This window comes from Micromonospora sp. CA-244673, from assembly GCF_050948395.1.
Taxonomy (GTDB): Bacteria; Actinomycetota; Actinomycetes; order Mycobacteriales; family Micromonosporaceae; genus Micromonospora.
The window spans coordinates 1,768,928-1,784,966 of sequence record NZ_CP192019.1 but is presented as its reverse complement, the minus strand read 5'-3'; the positions used below and the strand labels follow the sequence as shown (position 1 = coordinate 1,784,966).

At 75.9% G+C, this 16,039-nt stretch carries 16 protein-coding genes; 12 read left to right on the top strand and 4 right to left on the bottom strand.

What is annotated here, in order from left to right:
- Positions 1-127 precede the first annotated feature (127 nt).
- On the top strand, positions 128-961 hold the full coding sequence (locus ACQP12_RS08535; protein ID WP_433286415.1) for an alpha/beta fold hydrolase: 834 nt from the start codon (positions 128-130) through the stop codon (positions 959-961).
- 105 nt (positions 962-1,066) lie between these two features.
- On the top strand, positions 1,067-1,477 hold the full coding sequence (locus ACQP12_RS08530) for a DUF7144 family membrane protein (protein WP_433286413.1): 411 nt from the start codon (positions 1,067-1,069) through the stop codon (positions 1,475-1,477).
- Between the two features lie 9 nt (positions 1,478-1,486).
- Here the strand turns inward: ACQP12_RS08530 and ACQP12_RS08525 are convergent, their stop codons facing one another.
- Positions 1,487-3,121 (bottom strand): hypothetical protein, encoded by a 1,635-nt coding sequence (locus ACQP12_RS08525; RefSeq protein WP_433286411.1) that lies wholly within the window; start codon positions 3,119-3,121, stop codon positions 1,487-1,489.
- A 236-nt stretch (positions 3,122-3,357) separates the two neighbouring features.
- Between ACQP12_RS08525 and ACQP12_RS08520 the strand changes: the two genes are divergently transcribed.
- From ACQP12_RS08520 to ACQP12_RS08480, 9 genes are all read left to right on the top strand, one after another.
- Complete coding sequence (locus tag ACQP12_RS08520) at positions 3,358-5,106, top strand: ATP-binding protein (protein WP_433286409.1); 1,749 nt, start codon at positions 3,358-3,360, stop codon at positions 5,104-5,106.
- Positions 5,107-5,116: 10 nt separating this feature from the next.
- Positions 5,117-6,265, top strand: coding sequence for an exonuclease SbcCD subunit D (locus tag ACQP12_RS08515; protein WP_433286407.1), 1,149 nt, complete (start codon positions 5,117-5,119; stop codon positions 6,263-6,265).
- Positions 6,265-8,739, top strand: coding sequence for an AAA family ATPase (locus tag ACQP12_RS08510; RefSeq protein ID WP_433286404.1), 2,475 nt, complete (start codon positions 6,265-6,267; stop codon positions 8,737-8,739). Before ACQP12_RS08515 ends, ACQP12_RS08510 begins: the two co-directional genes overlap by 1 nt.
- Positions 8,740-8,749: 10 nt before the next feature.
- Entirely contained in the window at positions 8,750-9,724 is a 975-nt protein-coding gene (locus ACQP12_RS08505) for a hypothetical protein (protein WP_433286402.1), read from the top strand.
- Positions 9,724-10,581 carry a spermidine synthase gene (locus tag ACQP12_RS08500; protein WP_433286400.1) on the top strand — a complete coding sequence of 286 codons (858 nt, stop codon included), beginning with the start codon at positions 9,724-9,726 and terminating at the stop codon, positions 10,579-10,581. Before ACQP12_RS08505 ends, ACQP12_RS08500 begins: the two co-directional genes overlap by 1 nt.
- An 84-nt stretch (positions 10,582-10,665) precedes the next feature.
- Positions 10,666-11,364 carry a sigma-70 family RNA polymerase sigma factor gene (locus tag ACQP12_RS08495; protein WP_151465193.1) on the top strand — a complete coding sequence of 233 codons (699 nt, stop codon included), beginning with the start codon at positions 10,666-10,668 and terminating at the stop codon, positions 11,362-11,364.
- On the top strand, positions 11,361-12,149 hold the full coding sequence (locus tag ACQP12_RS08490) for an anti-sigma factor family protein (RefSeq protein WP_433286397.1): 789 nt from the start codon (positions 11,361-11,363) through the stop codon (positions 12,147-12,149). Before ACQP12_RS08495 ends, ACQP12_RS08490 begins: the two co-directional genes overlap by 4 nt.
- Positions 12,150-12,354: 205 nt before the next feature.
- Positions 12,355-13,002, top strand: a complete 648-nt coding sequence (locus tag ACQP12_RS08485) for a COG4315 family predicted lipoprotein (RefSeq protein ID WP_357942319.1) — start codon at positions 12,355-12,357, stop codon at positions 13,000-13,002.
- A gap of 271 nt (positions 13,003-13,273) precedes the next feature.
- Positions 13,274-14,188 carry a DNA-3-methyladenine glycosylase family protein gene (locus ACQP12_RS08480; protein ID WP_433286395.1) on the top strand — a complete coding sequence of 305 codons (915 nt, stop codon included), beginning with the start codon at positions 13,274-13,276 and terminating at the stop codon, positions 14,186-14,188.
- On the opposite strand, the gene ACQP12_RS08475 is transcribed toward ACQP12_RS08480, so the two are convergent.
- The gene (locus tag ACQP12_RS08475) at positions 14,182-14,703 is read right to left on the bottom strand and encodes a DUF1990 family protein (protein WP_433286393.1); all 522 of its coding nucleotides are present in this window, start codon (positions 14,701-14,703) and stop codon (positions 14,182-14,184) included. The genes ACQP12_RS08480 and ACQP12_RS08475 overlap by 7 nt on opposite strands.
- A gap of 93 nt (positions 14,704-14,796) precedes the next feature.
- On the opposite strand from ACQP12_RS08475, the gene ACQP12_RS08470 reads away from it, so the two are divergent.
- A complete protein-coding gene (locus tag ACQP12_RS08470; protein WP_357942313.1) occupies positions 14,797-15,309 on the top strand; it encodes a GNAT family N-acetyltransferase in 513 nt (170 codons plus the stop codon).
- On the opposite strand, the gene ACQP12_RS08465 is transcribed toward ACQP12_RS08470, so the two are convergent.
- Complete coding sequence (locus ACQP12_RS08465) at positions 15,284-15,706, bottom strand: SRPBCC family protein (protein WP_433286391.1); 423 nt, start codon at positions 15,704-15,706, stop codon at positions 15,284-15,286. The two genes, ACQP12_RS08470 and ACQP12_RS08465, sit on opposite strands and share 26 nt — an antisense overlap.
- 65 nt (positions 15,707-15,771) lie before the next feature.
- Entirely contained in the window at positions 15,772-15,984 is a 213-nt protein-coding gene (locus tag ACQP12_RS08460; RefSeq protein WP_091311643.1) for a hypothetical protein, read from the bottom strand.
- Between the last annotated feature and the right edge of the window lie 55 nt (positions 15,985-16,039).

Genomic DNA, 16,039 nt, shown 5'->3' with positions numbered 1-16,039 from the left:
TCGTCGACGGGGGCGCGGTCCGGGGATCCGGCGGCGGCCGGGGAACTGACGCTCACGACGACGATTCTGCCGCAGCGCCGGAGTCAGGAAGGTGAACGGCTCGCCCGTCACGACCCTGGAGGACCCGATGAGCAGCATGTCCACCGCACCCGTCACCACCGGCACCCTGGCGGTGCCCGACGGGCGGCTCTACTACGAGGTACGCGGCCGGGGCCCGCTCGTGGCGCTGGTCGCCGCCCCGATGGACGCCGACGCCTTCGTGCCACTGGCCGACCTGCTGGCCGCGGAGCACACCGTGCTGACCACCGACCCGCGCGGGATCCGCCGCAGCGTCCTGCACGACCCGCACCAGGACTCGACCCCCGAACTGCGCGCCGACGACGTGGCCCGGCTCCTCGCCCACGTCGACGCGGGTCCGGCCGCCGTGCTGGGCTCCAGCGGCGGCGCGGTGACCGTCCTCGCCCTGGCCCAGGCGGCTCCCGAGCGGGTGCACACGGTCGTCGCGCACGAACCGCCGCTGCTCGGCCTGCTGCCCGACCGGGCGGACCTGCTGGCCCGCGAGGACGAGATGATCGCCACCTACCGCTCCGGCGACCGGCTCGGCGCCGGACGCCAGTTCCTCGCCACCGCGAACATCCACCTGCCGGAGGAGGTGGTGCTGGGCATATTCGGCGGCGAGCCCGACCCGCAGGCGGCCGCCGACGAGCACTTCCAGTACCTGCACATGATCCGGGGGACCACCCGCTTCCGGCCCGACGTGGACGCCCTGCGCGACGGCCCGACCCGGGTCGTCGTCGGTCTCGGTGAGCGGTCGACCGGTGAGGTATGCGACCGCACCTCGCGGGCGCTCGCGGCGGCGCTGGGCACAGCGCCGGCGATGTTCCCGGGCGGCCACGTCGGCTTCGCCGAGGACCCGCCGGCCTTCGCCGCCCGGCTGCGCGAGGTGCTCGCCGGCGGCTGAGGCACGACGCGGGGCGCGGGTACGGTGCGCCGGAACCCGCGCCCCGCCTGGTCGGGCTGCGCCGTCTCGCGAACCCGCCGTTGATCAGCGCCGTAACCTCGGGGAATGCGTACTCCGCAGGCGACCGGGACGGCCCCGGAGCGGACCGGTCGGCCGGTGCTCGCCGGTGGGCTGCTGGTCGCCACCGGGCTGGCCGACGTGCTGGCCGGGTTCGGCATGCTCCGGTCCGGGGTCTTCGTGGTGCTGGGCGAGGGCGGCATGCACCAGGTCGACCTCACCTTCTGGGCCTGGCTGCAACTGACGATCGGGGCCGCCGTCGCGGTAGCCGGGCTGGTGGCGCTCACCGGCCGGCGGGACGCCGCCGCGGTCGCGATCGGCTGCGCCGCGCTGGCGATCGCCCTGGACCTGCTCATGCTGCCGTACGCGCCGATCCGGTTGCTCATCGTGGCCGCCGTCGACGCGGCGGCGATCCGGCTGCTGCTCCGGCACTGCCGGGCCACCGGCCGGGCGGTGTGAGGCCGCCGGTCAGCGGGGCTCGCAGATCCGGCCGGAGAAGGCCGGGTCGCCCTCCCGGGCGGCCGCCCACACCGGATTGACGGCCAGCGCGAGCGGCGGGGCCTGCCAGGCGGCGCCCAGCCGCTGGAGCAGGCGGTACTCCCGGCGCGGCTCGTCGACCCGGCCGCCGGCCAGGAAGTCGACCACCCGCTCCTCGGCGAGCCGCTGGCCGATCAGGCCGCCGTGCAGGGCGGGCATCTGGAACACCGGGATACGGCTGTACTCGCCGGGCGGCGCCTCCGCCGCGCTGACCGTGGGCAGGAAGGCGATCACGCGGACCCCGGCCACCGGACAGAGCGTGCGGTTGCGGTAGAAGGGCGCGTTGACCAGCACCGAGCGGACGAAGGGCTCGTCCGGGGTGCTCTTCACCCGGCGGCCCAGGTTGGCCAGCCAGAAGATCCCGCGCAGCTCCCAACCGGCGGCCACGCCCCACCCGCTGTAGCCGGGGGGCGGGTAGTAGGCCCGGCCGGGCTGGACGAGCGGGCTGAACAGCAGCACCGCCTCCACCGGCAGGGGCTGCGCCCACTTGTCCAGGTAGGTGCGGGCCACCATGGCGCCCTCGCTGAACCCGAGCAGGCCGATCGGCCGGCCGGTCCGGCGGTGCAACCGGTCGATCTGCGCGGCCAGCAGCACCGCGCTGGCGTCCAGGGACTGGTGGGTCGTCTCCGGCCCGTACGGCAGCGGCCGCCCCTGCCGGTCGAGCCCCCGGTAGGAGAAGCGCTCCACCCGGGGGTCCGCCGGTGGCCGGCCGTTCCACTGCGAGTCGTGTCCGGCGATGGCGATCACCGCGTGCGGCACCCGGTCGGGCAGCCGCTGCGTGAGCAGCGGGGGCAGCCACTCCGCCGGTGGACCCGTCGCCAGGCCGACGAGAGACTGCGACCCGACCGCCGCGGCCATGGTGAGGGCGATGGCCACCGGCGCCACGGGAGTCCGGGCCAGGCGGATCCGGGCCGGCAGCACGGCCGCCGACACGGTGCGCTGCCAGAGCAGGCCGTTGGCCAGGCCGGCCAGCGCGGCCACCGGGACCGCCCACCAGCCCGACGTGCTGGAGATGACGGCGCCCGCGACCGTGAGCACCACGAAGTTGAGCACCGACCAGCCGAGCAGCTCGATGGTGGGCAGGCCGCGCCACCAGTTCCCGACCACCCCGGCGCGCTGGAGGAACGGGGCGAGCACCAGCATCGGGGCGAGCGAGGCGAACAGGTAGAGCGAGAGCGCGACCGCCGAGAAGGCCACCGAGATGGCGGCCCACGGCGAGATGATGACCAGGGCGAGGGCGGCCACCTCCAGGTTCCGCCGGACCAGCCAGCCGAACGGGGGACGCGCCGCCCGCGCGGGCCAGGCCAGCGCGGTCAGCCCGGCGGAGAGCAGCCCGCGGAACACGGTGAGCAGCACCAGCCCGAGGCCGAAGTTCCACCAGGAGTCGTGGTAGACCAGCAGCCACCGCAGGTCGTGGAACGAGTCGTACGGCCAGACCGCGGTCACCTGGGGCGCCAGCCCCCGGGCGCCGTGGAAGCCGATGCCCACGAGCACGGCCGCCTGCAGGACCGGCGGCAGCACGGCGAGCGCCAGCAGCCACGCCGTCCGGCTCCGGACTGCTCCCACCGCCGCTCCTCGTGCCTTCCGTCCACCGGCCCCTTGCAGGATCCCCCGTGATCCGGCCCGGCGGTGCCGGAATGGCCGACCGGGGCGTACGGAGAGTCAGCGGCCGGTCCCGCTGCGCACGGCCGGCGGACCGGCGAGGTGGCGTCCGCCGCGTCGCGTGGCAACCTGTCGCATCCCTCGGGCAGGATGCACGACGTGCGCCGTGAACGGGACGACCAGCCGACCGGAGACCGCCGATGACCGACGACCTGCTCGACGGCCCCGGCGACGGGGTCGGCCGCGTGCTCGGCACCGCCGACGCCACCCCGCTCACCTTCTGGACCGCCGTCGCCCCCGGCAGCTACCTCCAGCTCGACGATGTCGTGGTGACCCGCCGCGAGCTGCCCGACCGGGAGCCGGTCACCATCGCCGGCGTGGTCACGCAGGTGCGCGCCCGGCACGAGGGCGCGCAGTTCGACTCCGACGTGTTCGCCATCGCCGACGGCACCCTGCCCGCGCAGGTGCAGGAGGCCGCCGAGGTCACCACCACCCGCGTCGACCCCGAGTTCTACGTGCCGCCCACCCCGGGCGCCGTGGTGCACCGGGCCGAGGGCGACGCCCGGGCCCGGGCGCTGCACTTCGACCGGATGGAGCGGCGCATCCCGATGGGCATGGGCCGCGACGGCGTCCCGGTCTACCTCAACGCCGACTTCCTCGACGGCACCCGGGGCGCGCACGTCTCCATCTCCGGCATCTCCGGCGTGGCCACCAAGACCAGCTTCGCCACCTTCCTGCTCTACTCGGTCTTCCGCTCCGGGGTGCTCGGCGGCGACGCGGTCAACGCCAAGGCGCTGATCTTCAACGTCAAGGGCGAGGACCTGCTCTTCCTCGACCACCCCAACACCCGGCTCGACGACGCCACCCGCGCCGGCTACGCGAAGCTCGGGCTCGACGCGGGCGCGTTCCCCGACGTCCGGGTCTACGCGCCGCCCCGGGTCGGCGACTCGTCCGGCACCCCCGACGTGAGCAGCCGGCTCACCGGGGTGGACAGCTTCTACTGGACGCTGAGCGAGTTCTGCGCCGACCGCCTGCTGCCCTACGTCTTCGCCGACGCCGACGACGAGCGGCAGCAATACACGATGGTGGTGCACTCGGTCGCCGCCCACCTGGCCCGATACGCCCAGCCCGCCGACGGCGGGGTGAGCATCGACGGGGTGCGGCTGGGGTCCTACGCCGACCTGGTCGACCACGTCGTCGCGCAGCTCAACGACGACGAGACCCGAAGCGAGTGGGCGGGCAGCGCGGTCGGCCTCGGCACGGTCAACGCGTTCGCCCGCCGGCTGATCGGCAGCAAGAAGGACCTGGGCCGGCTGATCCGGGGCGACCTGGCCACCCGCCGCCCGCACTCGATCAACACCGCCGAGTCCGCCCAGGTCACCGTGGTCGACCTGCACAACCTGCCGGACCGCGCGCAGCGCTTCGTGGTCGGCGTGACGCTCAAGAGCGAGTTCGAGCGCAAGGAGAAGGCGGGCACCGCGAAGCCGCTGCTCTTCGTCGTCCTCGACGAGCTCAACAAGTACGCCCCCCGGGAAGGCTCCTCCCCGATCAAGGAGGTGCTGCTCGACATCGCCGAGCGGGGCCGCTCGCTCGGGGTGATCCTGGTCGGCGCCCAGCAGACCGCCAGCGAGGTGGAGCGGCGGATCGTCACCAACTCGGCGATCCGGGTGGTCGGCCGGCTCGACCCGGCCGAGGCGTCCCGCCCGGAATACGGCTTCCTGCCGCCCGCCCAGCGGCAGCGGGCCCTGCTGGCCAAGCCGGGCACCATGTTCGTCAACCAGCCCGACATCCCGGTCCCGCTCTGCCTGGAGTTCCCCTTCCCGGCCTGGGCCACCCGGGTCTCCGAGGCCGGCCGGGCGCCCTCGGAGACGCTGCGCTCGATCACCCAGGCGGCCGACCCGTTCGCGGTGGTCGGCTCGGGCACCTCCGACGACGACATCCCGTTCTAGAGGGCTGACCATGAAGATCCTGCACACCTCCGACTGGCACGTCGGCAAGGTCCTCAAGGGGCAGTCCCGGGCCGAGGAGCACAAGCAGGTGCTCGCCCAGGTGATCGAGATCGCCCGGGTCGAGCGACCCGACCTGGTGATCGTGGCCGGCGACCTCTACGACACGGCGGCGCCCACCCCGGAGGCGACCCGGCTGGTCACCCGGGCGCTCACCGCGCTGCGCCGCACCGGGGCGGACGTGGTGGCGATCGGCGGCAACCACGACAACGGCGCGGCGCTCGACGCGCTGCGCCCCTGGGCCGAGGCCGCCGGGATCACGCTGCGGGGCAGCGTCCGGGAGAATCCGGCCGAGCACGTCATCGACGGCACCACCCGCGACGGCGAGCGCTGGCAGGTCGCCGCGCTGCCGTTCCTCTCCCAGCGCTACGCCGTACGCGCCGTGGAGATGTACGAGCTGACCCCGGCCGAGGCCAACCAGACCTACGCCGACCACCTCGGCCGGGTGCTCGCCCGGCTGGCCGAGGGGTTCACCGAGCCGGACCGGGTGCACCTGGTCACGGCCCACCTCACCGTGGTCGGTGCGAGCACCGGCGGCGGCGAGCGGGACGCGCACACCGTGCTCGGCTACGCGGTGCCGGCGACCGTGTTCCCGGGCAACGCGCACTACGTGGCGCTGGGCCACCTGCACCGCTCCCAGCGGGTGATCGGCCCCTGCCCGGTCCGCTACAGCGGCAGCCCGCTCGCCGTCGACTTCGGCGAGCAGGAGAACGTCGGGTCGGTGACGATCGTCGAGGTGACCGCGACGACCGCCGCGCAGATCCGGGAGGTGCCGGTGCCCGGGGCCGTCCCGCTGCGCACGGTCCGCGGCACCCTGGCCCAGCTCGCCGAGGTCGACGTGCCCGACGGCTGGCTGCGGGTCTACGTCCGCGAGCAGCCCCGCGCCGGGCTGCGGGAGGAGGTGCAGGAGCTGCTCCCCCGGGCGCTGGAGATCCGGATCGACCCGGAGCTGGTGCCCGCCCCGGGCAGCGGCACCCGCACGGCCCAGCGCGCCGGCCGCTCGCCGCGCGAGCTGTTCGCCGACTACCTGGGCAGCCGGGGCCACGCCGACGAGGACGTCCGGGAGCTCTTCGACGAGCTGCTCGAGGAGGTGGAGCACTGATGCGGCCCATGCGGCTGGACATGGCGGGCTTCACCGTCTTCCGCGAGGAGACCACCGTCGACTTCACCGACGCGGACTTCTTCGCGCTGGTCGGGCCGACCGGCTCGGGCAAGTCGACGGTGCTCGACGCGATCTGCTTCGCGCTCTACGGCACGGTCCCCCGCTGGGGCGGCACGCGGGGCCTGGCCAACGCCCTCGCCCCGTCGGCCACCGAGGCGCGGGTGCGGCTGGTCTTCGAGTCCGCCGGCGACCGCTACGTGGCCACCCGGGTGGTCCGCCGGGACGGCCGGGGCACGGTGAAGACCGCCAACGCGGGGTTGCAGCTCATGCCGCCCGGGTTCGACGTCACCAAGCTCGACACCGGGCTCAGCCCGGAGGATCTCGGCGAGGTGGTGGCCGGCACCCCGGCCGAGATGGAGCAGGCGGTGCTGGACGCGGTCGGGCTGCCGTACGAGCAGTTCACCAGCTGCGTCGTGCTGCCGCAGGGGCAGTTCGCCGACTTCCTGCACGCCAAGCCGGCCACCCGGCAGCAGATCCTCGTCAACCTCCTCGGGCTGGGCATCTACGAGGAGGTGCAGAAGAAGGCCACCGAGCGCGCCGGGCAGGCCGAGGCGAAGCTGGAGGCGGTCGACAAGGTGCTCGGCGGCCTCGCCGACATCGACGAGGAGAGCCTGGTCGCCGCCCGGGAGCGGGTCGAGGCGATGCGCGAGCTGGCCGGGGCGGTCGCGGCGGCCGTACCGGAGCTGGAGCGGGCGCGGGCCACGGCGCGCGAGCAGGCGGCAGCGCTCGCGGCGCTCGACGCCGAGCTGACCGTGCTGGCCGGGGTCCGGCCGCCGGACGGGACCGCCGAGCTGGCCCGGGCGGTGTCCGCCGCCCGGGCCGCCGCGGACGAGGCGGCCGCCGCCGTCGGGCTGGCCGAGGAGCGCGAGGAGAAGCTGCGCGGCGAGCTGACCGCGGCCGGCGACGAGAGCGCGCTGCGCCTCCAGCTCAAGGCCTACGCCGACCGGGAGCGGCTGACCGGTGAGGCGGCGGCGGTCCGCGCGGCGGTGGACGCGGCGCAGGCCGAGCACGACACGGCGGCCGGCGCGCTCACCGCGGCCCGGGCCGAGGCCGAGCGGGCCGAGGCTGAGCTGGAGGCGGCGTTCCGCGCGCACGAGGAGGCGAAGGCCACCGACCAGGCGGTGGCGCTGCGGGCGCACCTGGTCGACGGCGGCCCCTGCCCGGTCTGCGAGCAGCCGGTCCCCCGGGTGCCGGCCGTGCCGAAGGGGTCGGCCGTGACCCGGGCCCTCGCGGCCGGCAAGGCGGCCCGGGCGGCCAGCGAGGCCGCCAAGCGGGTCGTGCAGGAGCGCGACGCGGCCGCCCGCGAGCTGGACCGGGTGCTGCTGCGCGCCCGGGCCGAGCACGACCAGCTCGCGACCCGGCTGGCCGAGCTGGACGGGCAGCTCGCCGGCGCCGCCACCCCGGAGGCGCTGCGCGGGGCCCTGGCCGAGCACGCCCGGCTGCGCCGGGCGCTGGAGGAGGCGGCGGGTGCGGTCCGCGCCGGCCGCGACGCCGCGCGCCGGGCCCGCAGCTCCCTCGACGGGGCGCAGGATCGGCTGCGCCGGGCCTGGCGCGACTTCGACACCGTCCGCGACGGGCTGGCCCGGTTCGGTCCACCCGCCGCCGATCGCGACGACGTGGCCGCCGCCTGGACGGCCCTCGCCGGATGGGCCGGCGAGCAGGCCGGGCGGCGGCGCGCCGACCGGGACGGGCTGGCCGGCGCCGTCGACGCCGCCGAGGCCGCGGCGGGCGAGGTGGCGCAGCGGATCGGCGGGCTCTTCGACGCCGCCGGGCTGCCCGCGCCGCGGGACGCGCAGCGCGACGCCGCCGTGGCGGTGGAGCGGGCCGAGGCGGAGCTGCGCCGGCTGGAGGAGCGCCGCGAGCAGGCCGCCGAGCTGCGCGAGCAGCGGGCCGGCCACGAGCGGGAGGCCCGGGTGGCCCGCGCCCTCGCCGGGCACCTGCGGGCCAACAACTTCGAACGCTGGCTGCTGGCCGAGGCCCTGGACCTGCTGGTCGACGGCGCCTCGCGGATCCTGCGCGAGCTCTCCGGCGGCCAGTACGACCTCGTGCACGACAAGGGCGAGTTCTTCGTGGTCGACCACCACGACGCCGGGTTGCGGCGCGGGGTGCGCACCCTTTCCGGCGGCGAAACGTTCCAGGCGTCGCTGGCCCTGGCGCTGGCCCTCTCCGAGCAGCTCGCCGGGATGTCCACGAGCGCGGCCAGCCTGGAGTCGATCGTCCTCGACGAGGGCTTCGGCACGCTGGACGCGGCCACCCTCGACACGGTGGCGGCGACCCTGGAGAACCTGGCCGCCCGGGGCGACCGGATGGTCGGTGTCGTCACCCACGTGCCGGCGCTCGCCGAGCGGATCCCGGTCCGCTTCGAGGTCCGCAAGGACGCCCGCACGGCCCGCGTCGAACGGACCGGCCTGTGAGGAGTGCGGCGTGACGGGACCGTCGAGGGCGGGAGCCCGGTTCTTCGTCGACGCGTGGGACCCGGCCTACGGGGCGTCGTTCGAGGCGGGGGGCGGGCCGGCGGCGCCGAGCAGCGCCCAGGTCGACGCCGACGTCGAGCTGCCCGCCACCGACTGGCGGGCCGTCGACGCGCGGCGCGACGTCGCGGCCCCGGACGTGGTGCTGCTGGTCGACGGGGTACGCCGGATCGACGCCAGCGTCTGGACGGCGGAGGACGACGGCGGCTCGTTCCCCGGCATCGCCGCCTCGTACGCGGCGGGGGTGGTCCGCTGCGACCTGGAGCGCGGCGCGGCGGAGCTGGCCGGTTCGCGGGTGGGCCGGGGCCTGTTCACCGCCAGCCCCTCGGCGCAGGACGTGGTGGCCGGCGCGATCCACTACCCGGTGCACCGGGTGAGCGGCACGGGCGAGCTGAGCAAGCTCCCCGCCGCCGTGCAGGGCCCGCTGACCGCCCTGGAGGTGGCGGTCTCCGAGACGGTACGGGCCGACGGCGACCTGCTGGTGGTGGACGGGCCGCTGCGCAGCCGGCGGAACCTGCCCCGCACCCTCGGCTACATCAAGACCCAGCACAGCCAGTACCTGGACGGCCGGCTCACCGCGGTGGTCACCGGGCTGGCTCCGGGGCAGCGCTGCCCGGTGTTCCGGCTGGGCACCGCGTGGGGCGGCTACTCGTGGTACCTGCGGCTGCCGGTGGCCGGCGGCGCCCCGTGGGCCGGCATCGTGCGGGTCGAGTGCTCCGCCGAGCTGACCGAGGCCGAGGCCATCGGGCTGGCCGACCTGTCCCTGGTGACGCTGCCCCGGTTCGCCTCCACTCCGTACAAGGACCCGCGCGCCCCGCAGAACCTCATCCCCATCGCCGGCCTGGAGCGCCGGCTGCGCGGGATGCTCGGCGACGCCCGCCTGCTGCACCGGGTGCTCACCGCGGCGGCCCGGGGGATCCGGCGCTGATGGGCCGGCGACGCGGCGCGGACCGGGAGGTCACGCAGGTCGACACGGGGCAGGCCGAGCTGGTGCCCGACCCGGACCGGCCGGGCTCCTGGACGCTGCTGCTCGACGGCGCCCCGCAGTCCCATGTGGACCTGAACGACCCCGGCCACCTGGAGTTCGAGTACGTCCGGCGGCTGGCCGCCGCGATCGACCTGGTGGCGCCGGCCGGCGCGCCGCTGCGGGTGCTGCACCTGGGCGGCGGCGCGCTCACCCTGCCCCGCTACGTCCAGGTCACCCGCCCCGGCTCGACCCAGCGGGTGTCCGAGGTGGACGGCGCGCTGGTGGAGCTGGTGCGCCGGGAGCTGCCCTGGCCGGCGGACCCCCGGCTGCGGGTCCGGGTCGCCGACGCCCGGGCCACCCTGACGTCGAGCCGGGACGGCAGCTACGACGTGGTGGTCGCGGACGTCTTCGCCGGCGCCCGCACCCCCGCCCACCTGACCTCGGCCGAGTACGCCGCCGAGGTGGCCCGGGTGCTCCGGCCCGACGGCTGCTACCTGGCGAACATCGCCGACGGCCCGCCGCTGCGGCACGCCCGCGGGCAGGTGGCCACGGTACGCACCGTGCTGCCCCGCGCCTGCGTGGTCGGCGACGCGGCGGTGCTGCGCGGCCGGCGCTACGGCAACCTCGTGCTCGTGGCGTCCCGGGTGGAGCCGCCGGTGCCGGAGCTGACCCGGCGGGCCGCCGGCGACTGGTTCCCCGGCCGGGTGCTGTACGGCGCCGAGCTGGACCGCTTCGTCGGGGGCGCTCCGGTGGTCCACGACGCCGACGCCACCGACTCCACGCCGCCCCCGCCCGGAATTTTTTCCGTCCGGCGTTGATCCGCTCGGCGGGCCGCTGCGTATCACCGGGCGGCCATGCCCGTGGGGGGTCTCGGCTGAGTCATTGGACACCGGAGGTCTTGCATGCATGCGGTGGCGGCCGGCTGGCACGGCGAGGTGGCGAGGCCCGAGTGGATGTTCGCCCGGGCACAGCCCCGGTCGCGCGCGTCGAGGTCGGGCCGGGGGGTCGACGCCTGCCCCTCGGATCGCCAGAATGATCCGGTGACGCCGCGACCGGCGCCCGGACGCCACCAGGCCACGTCCACCGAGGCGAGCCACTCCGACCAGCTGATCCGGCTGCTCTACGCCGAGCACGCCGGGCCCCTGCTGATGTTCGTGATGCGGCTGACCGGCGGCGACCGGCAGCGCGCCGAGGACATCGTGCAGGAGACGCTGCTGCGGGCCTGGCGCAACGCGCACCGGCTGGGCACCCACGGTCAGGGGTCGCTGCGTCCCTGGCTGGTGACGGTGGCCCGGCGGATCGCCATCGACGAGCACCGCAGCGAACAGGCCCGCCCGGCGGAGACGTACGACCGGGACCTGACCGCGTTTGCCGAGGCGGACAGCACCGACCGGGTGCTGCGCACGATGACCGTGGCGGACGCGCTGCGTACGCTGAGCCAGTCGCACCGGGAGATCCTGGTGGCGACGTACTTCCGGGGGCGTACCGTGCCCGAGGCGGCCGAGGAGCTGGGCCTTCCGCTCGGCACCGCCAAGTCGCGGGTCTACTACGCGCTGCGCGCGCTGCGCACGGCTCTGCAGGAGAGGGGGGTGACGGAATGAGCCGCGCGGACCACATGGACGTCGCCGCGTACGCGCTCGGCGTGCTGGACCCGCAGGACGCGGAGCGGTTCGAGGAGCACCTCGCCACCTGCTGGGCGTGCGCGGCGGAACTGGAGACGATGGTCCCGGTGGTGGGGATGCTCTCCGGCATCGACGGCGAGGCGATGGCCGCGCTGGAGCAGACGCACACCGATCCGGCGCTGCTGGACCGTACCCTCGTGGCGGTGCGCCGCGACCGGCGGCGGACCCGGATGCGGCAGGTCTTCGCCGCCGCGGCCGCGGTCGTGGTGTTCGGCGGCCTGAGCGGCGTCGGCATGGCCGGGGTGTTCGGCGGCGGCGACGACAAGCCTCTCCCGCAGGCCGGGCCGACCCTCACGGCGCCCGTCACCGCTCCGCCGAACAGCGAGCCGTCCGACCCCAACGACCCGAACGTCGGCGGCAACGAGCAGGAGGGCGACCAGCACAACGCGGTCGACCCGGGCACCGGCGTGAAGACCACCATGTGGCTGGCGTCGAAGGAGTACGGCACCCAGATCGACCTGCAGCTCACCCGCCTGCCCGGGCCGCGCACGTGCCGGCTGGTCGTGGTCCGCAAGAACGCCACGAGCGAGGTCGTCTCGACGTGGTCGGTGCCGGGCGGCGGCTACGGCACGAACACCAACCAGCTCCCGCTGGAGTTGAGCGCGTCCACGTCGGCCCCGCTCAAGGACATCGAGAAGATCCAGGTCCAGTCGGTCGACGTCAACGGCATCGCCAGCCCGCTGGTGACGGTGAGCGACCTCTGATCCCGCCGGAACGCCGGCGCCGGGCAGCGACATCGCCCGGCGCCGTTTCGTCGTTCCCGGGGACACCGGCCCGATGTGCTCCCCCACGCGCCACCGGCCGGATCGGTTCAACCGATCCACTGTGAAATGGAGCACCTTTTTCCCTTCAACCTTGACAGCGCACCGCCCGTACTACTCGGCGAACTGCCAAGAACGAGGAGGGCACGTGGCACACCTGAAGCGGACGACCGTCATCGTCGCGAGCGCGATGGTCGCACTAACGGCCTGCGCCCCCGCGGGCTACGACGGGGCGAACTCGAGCGCGGCCGAGCCGGTCGCCGTCGCCGCGGCCGAACCCACCGCGTCGGCCGAACCGGAAGCCTCCGCGTCCCCGGACGCGGCCGCCGACGACAAGGCGCCCCCGTCCGACGTGCAACTCACCGACGAACTGGTCGGCAAGAAGCTGCCCCGGATGGGCAAGGTCGTCACCGACCAGGACGGCTGGGTGCTGTACCGGTTCGACAAGGACTCGGCCGACCCGGCGCAGTCCAACTGCGTCGACAAGTGCGCCCAGGTCTGGCCGCCCGCGCTGACCGACGGCAACCCGCAGCTCCAGGGCGTCTCCGACGACAAGGTCGGCACCGTCACCCGACAGGACGGCACCCGGCAGATCACCATCGGGGGCTGGCCGGTCTACCGCTACATCGGGGACAAGAAGCCCGGCCAGTGGAAGGGCCAGGGCGTCGGCGGCACGTGGTTCGTCGTCGACCCGAACGGCAAGAAGAACCTGACCTGCCTGCCCACCGGCACCCCGAAGGCGGTCGCCCCGCCGGCGTCGGGCGACTCGGGCGGCGACTCGGGCTACTCGTACTGACGGACCCCGGTCACGGTGGCCGGTCGCAGCCGGGGAGGGCGCGGCCGGCCACCGTCGTGGTTCCGGGACGGTGGCCATCCGGCAGCCCCGCGTCCCGGCGCGGCGCCGGCCCGATGCGGGCCGGCGCCGCACCCCGCGCGGCACCGGGCGCCCGAACAAAGCGGGCCCGCGCCGCACCCCGCGCGGCACCGGGCGCCCGAACAAAGCGGGCCGGCGCCGCACCCCGCGCCGTGTCCGCTGTCACCGGAGGACGTCATGGCAGAGTGGCGGGGTGACCTCCCCCGACGCCCGCCGGACGCTGCGCCCCCCGGCCGGCTACCGACTGGCCGCCTCGGTCCGCGCCCTCACCTTCAGCCCGTACGACCCGTGCGCCCGGATCGCCGCCGGCAGCTTCTGGTGGGCCACCCGCGCCCCGGCCGGCCCGGCCACCCTCGCGCTGCGTCCCGAGGCGGGCGAGCTGGTCGCCGAGGGCTACGGCCCGGGGGCGGACTGGGTGGTCGAGCGGGCCGACGCGGTGGCCGGGCTCCGCGACGACCTGAGCGGGTTCGCCGCGCTGGCCGGCGCGCACCCGCTGGTGGCCCGGCTGGCCCGCGAGCATCACGGGCTGCGGATGCCCGCCACCGGCCAGGTCTTCCCCCGGCTGCTGCGTGCCGTCTTCGAGCAGAAGGTCACCGGCAAGGAGGCGTACCGGGCGTACTCCGCGACCGTGCGGCACTTCCGGGAGCCGGCGCCGGGGCCGCTGCAACCGCTGCTCCTGCCGCCCGAGGCCGCGGCGGTGGCGGCCACGCCGTACTGGGTCTTCCACCCGTTCGGGGTGGAGCAGCGGCGGGCCGACACACTGCGCCGCGCGGCCGCCGTCGCGGACCGGCTGGAACGCTGCGCCGACGCCGCCGAGGCCACCCGCCGGCTCACCGCGATCGCCGGCATCGGGCCGTGGACCGCCGCCGAGGTGGTCCGGATCGCGTACGGGGACCCGGACGCGGTCAGCGTCGGCGACTACCACGTCCCGAACACGGTGGCCTGGGCGCTGGCCGGGGAGCCGCGCGGCGACGACGCCCGGATGCTGGCCCTGCTGGAGCCGTTCCGGGGCCATCGCGGCCGGGTCTGCGTGCTGCTGGAGGCCGCCGGCATCCAGGCGCCGAAGTACGGGCCGCGCGCCCCGATCCGCTCCTTCGCCGGCTACTGAGGCGGCGACGCCGGCCGGTGACCGGCGCAGAGCCGGCGCAGGGTCCGACCGAGCCACCAGGCGTACGCGCGCTGGACGGCCCGGCTGAGCGGCCCGGCGGCGCGCACGTACCAGCGGGCCGGGCGGCTGAACGCGGTCACCTCGAACCAGACGCCGTCGGCGGTCCGGGTGACCAGGAACGCCTCCTCGCCGATCTCCGGGTGCCCGGGCAGGGTGCCGTAGCCGAACCCGGCCCGGTCGGGCTCCTCGACGGTCCAGACCACCTCGGTCGGGCCCCAGATCCGCAGCGGGCCGACGCCCAGCCCCGGGGTGACCCGCACGCCCGCGGCGGCGCGCGGCGCGCCGGTGCGCATGACGACGCCGGCCGCCCGGTGCAGCCGCCAGCCGAGCACCGCGTCCGCCGCGGTGGCGAAGGCGCCGTCGGGCAGCCGGACCCGGTGGCGCAGGTGGTCGTAGCCGGCCGGCAGGCGCCCGTCGCGGGTCGCGCCCACCTCGGGGTACGTCAGCTCGGGCACGTCGGCCTCCTCCACGCGGAAACCCCGCCAGCGTACGGCCGGGCGGGGTGGCCCGCCCGGCGCCGGTCCGGCGGGCTGTGGTGGGCTTGCGGGGTGACCGAGCAGTTGACCGTCGCCCCGGCCGGTGTCGCGGACGCCGGCGAGATCCTCACCGTGCAGCGCGCCGCGTACCTGGTGGAGGCGCAGCGCTACCGGGACGTGTTCCTGCCCCCGCTGACCGAGACCCTGGACGAGGTCCGCGCCGCCCTGGCCGGCCCGACCGTGGTGCTGGCCGCCCGGCTCGGGCCGCGCCTGGTCGGCTCGGTGCGCGCCCGCGTCGACGGCGACACCGCCCACGTCGGCCGCCTCGCGGTCGCCCCGGACCAGCAGGGGCGCGGCATCGGTGGCCGGCTGCTGACCGCGGTGGAGGGCGCCTGCGCCGGGCGGGTGGCCCGGTTCGCCCTGTTCACCGGTGCGGAGAGCGCGGAGAACCTGAGCCTGTACGCGCGGCGCGGCTACCGGGTGGTGGCGCACCGGCCGGACGAGAACGGCAACCGCCTGGCGGTGTTGGAGAAGCTCGTCGCGGGTGCGCCCGGCGCGGTCAGCCCCGCTCGCAGCGGCGCCTGAGCCCCTCGGCCTCCTGCCGCAGGTAGCGGCGGATGGTCCGGCCGGCGAGCAGCCCGACGAGCCCGGCGAGCGGGCCGGTCTGGGCCAGCACCAGCTCGGCGCGGACCCGCCCGTCGGCCAGCGGGACGAGGCGGTGCTCGCCGCGGCTGTGCACGCCCGGGCTGTCGGACTCCCAGACGAAGAGGTGCGGCGGGTCGATCTCGGTGACTCGCCAGACCGCCGGGCGCAGCCGGGGCTGCGCCAGCCGGGCCGTCGCGCCGAGGGTGAGCGGCCCGGGTTCCAGTCGCCGTGCGGAGGTCACCGAGGGCGTCCACTCCGGCCAGCGCTCCACGTCGGTCTGCACCGCCCAGACCCGGTCGGCGTCGGCCGCGATCTCGACGGACTCGACGAAACGCATGCCGCTTTCCTCCCTGATCGGATCAGGGTCAGGTTACGCCGGTGATCGACGGCGGGTGATCCCGGTCAGGCCGCCTCGCGGAGGTCGGCGAGGCCGACCGGGGCGTACCGGCGGAGCAGCAGCTCCAGCTCGGCCACGGAGGCCACCTCGCCGACGACGTTCGCGCCGCCGCCGTGCTCGGCCGGGTAGCGGTGCACGAGCCGGTAGCGGTAGCGCCCGCGGATCAGTTCCACGCTGACCCGCCAGCGACCGCAGCATCCGCAGCTCCACTCCGGCACGCCGCGACCGTAGCGCTGACCTGCGGTTTCACCATCCGGTCGCGGGTGACGATCG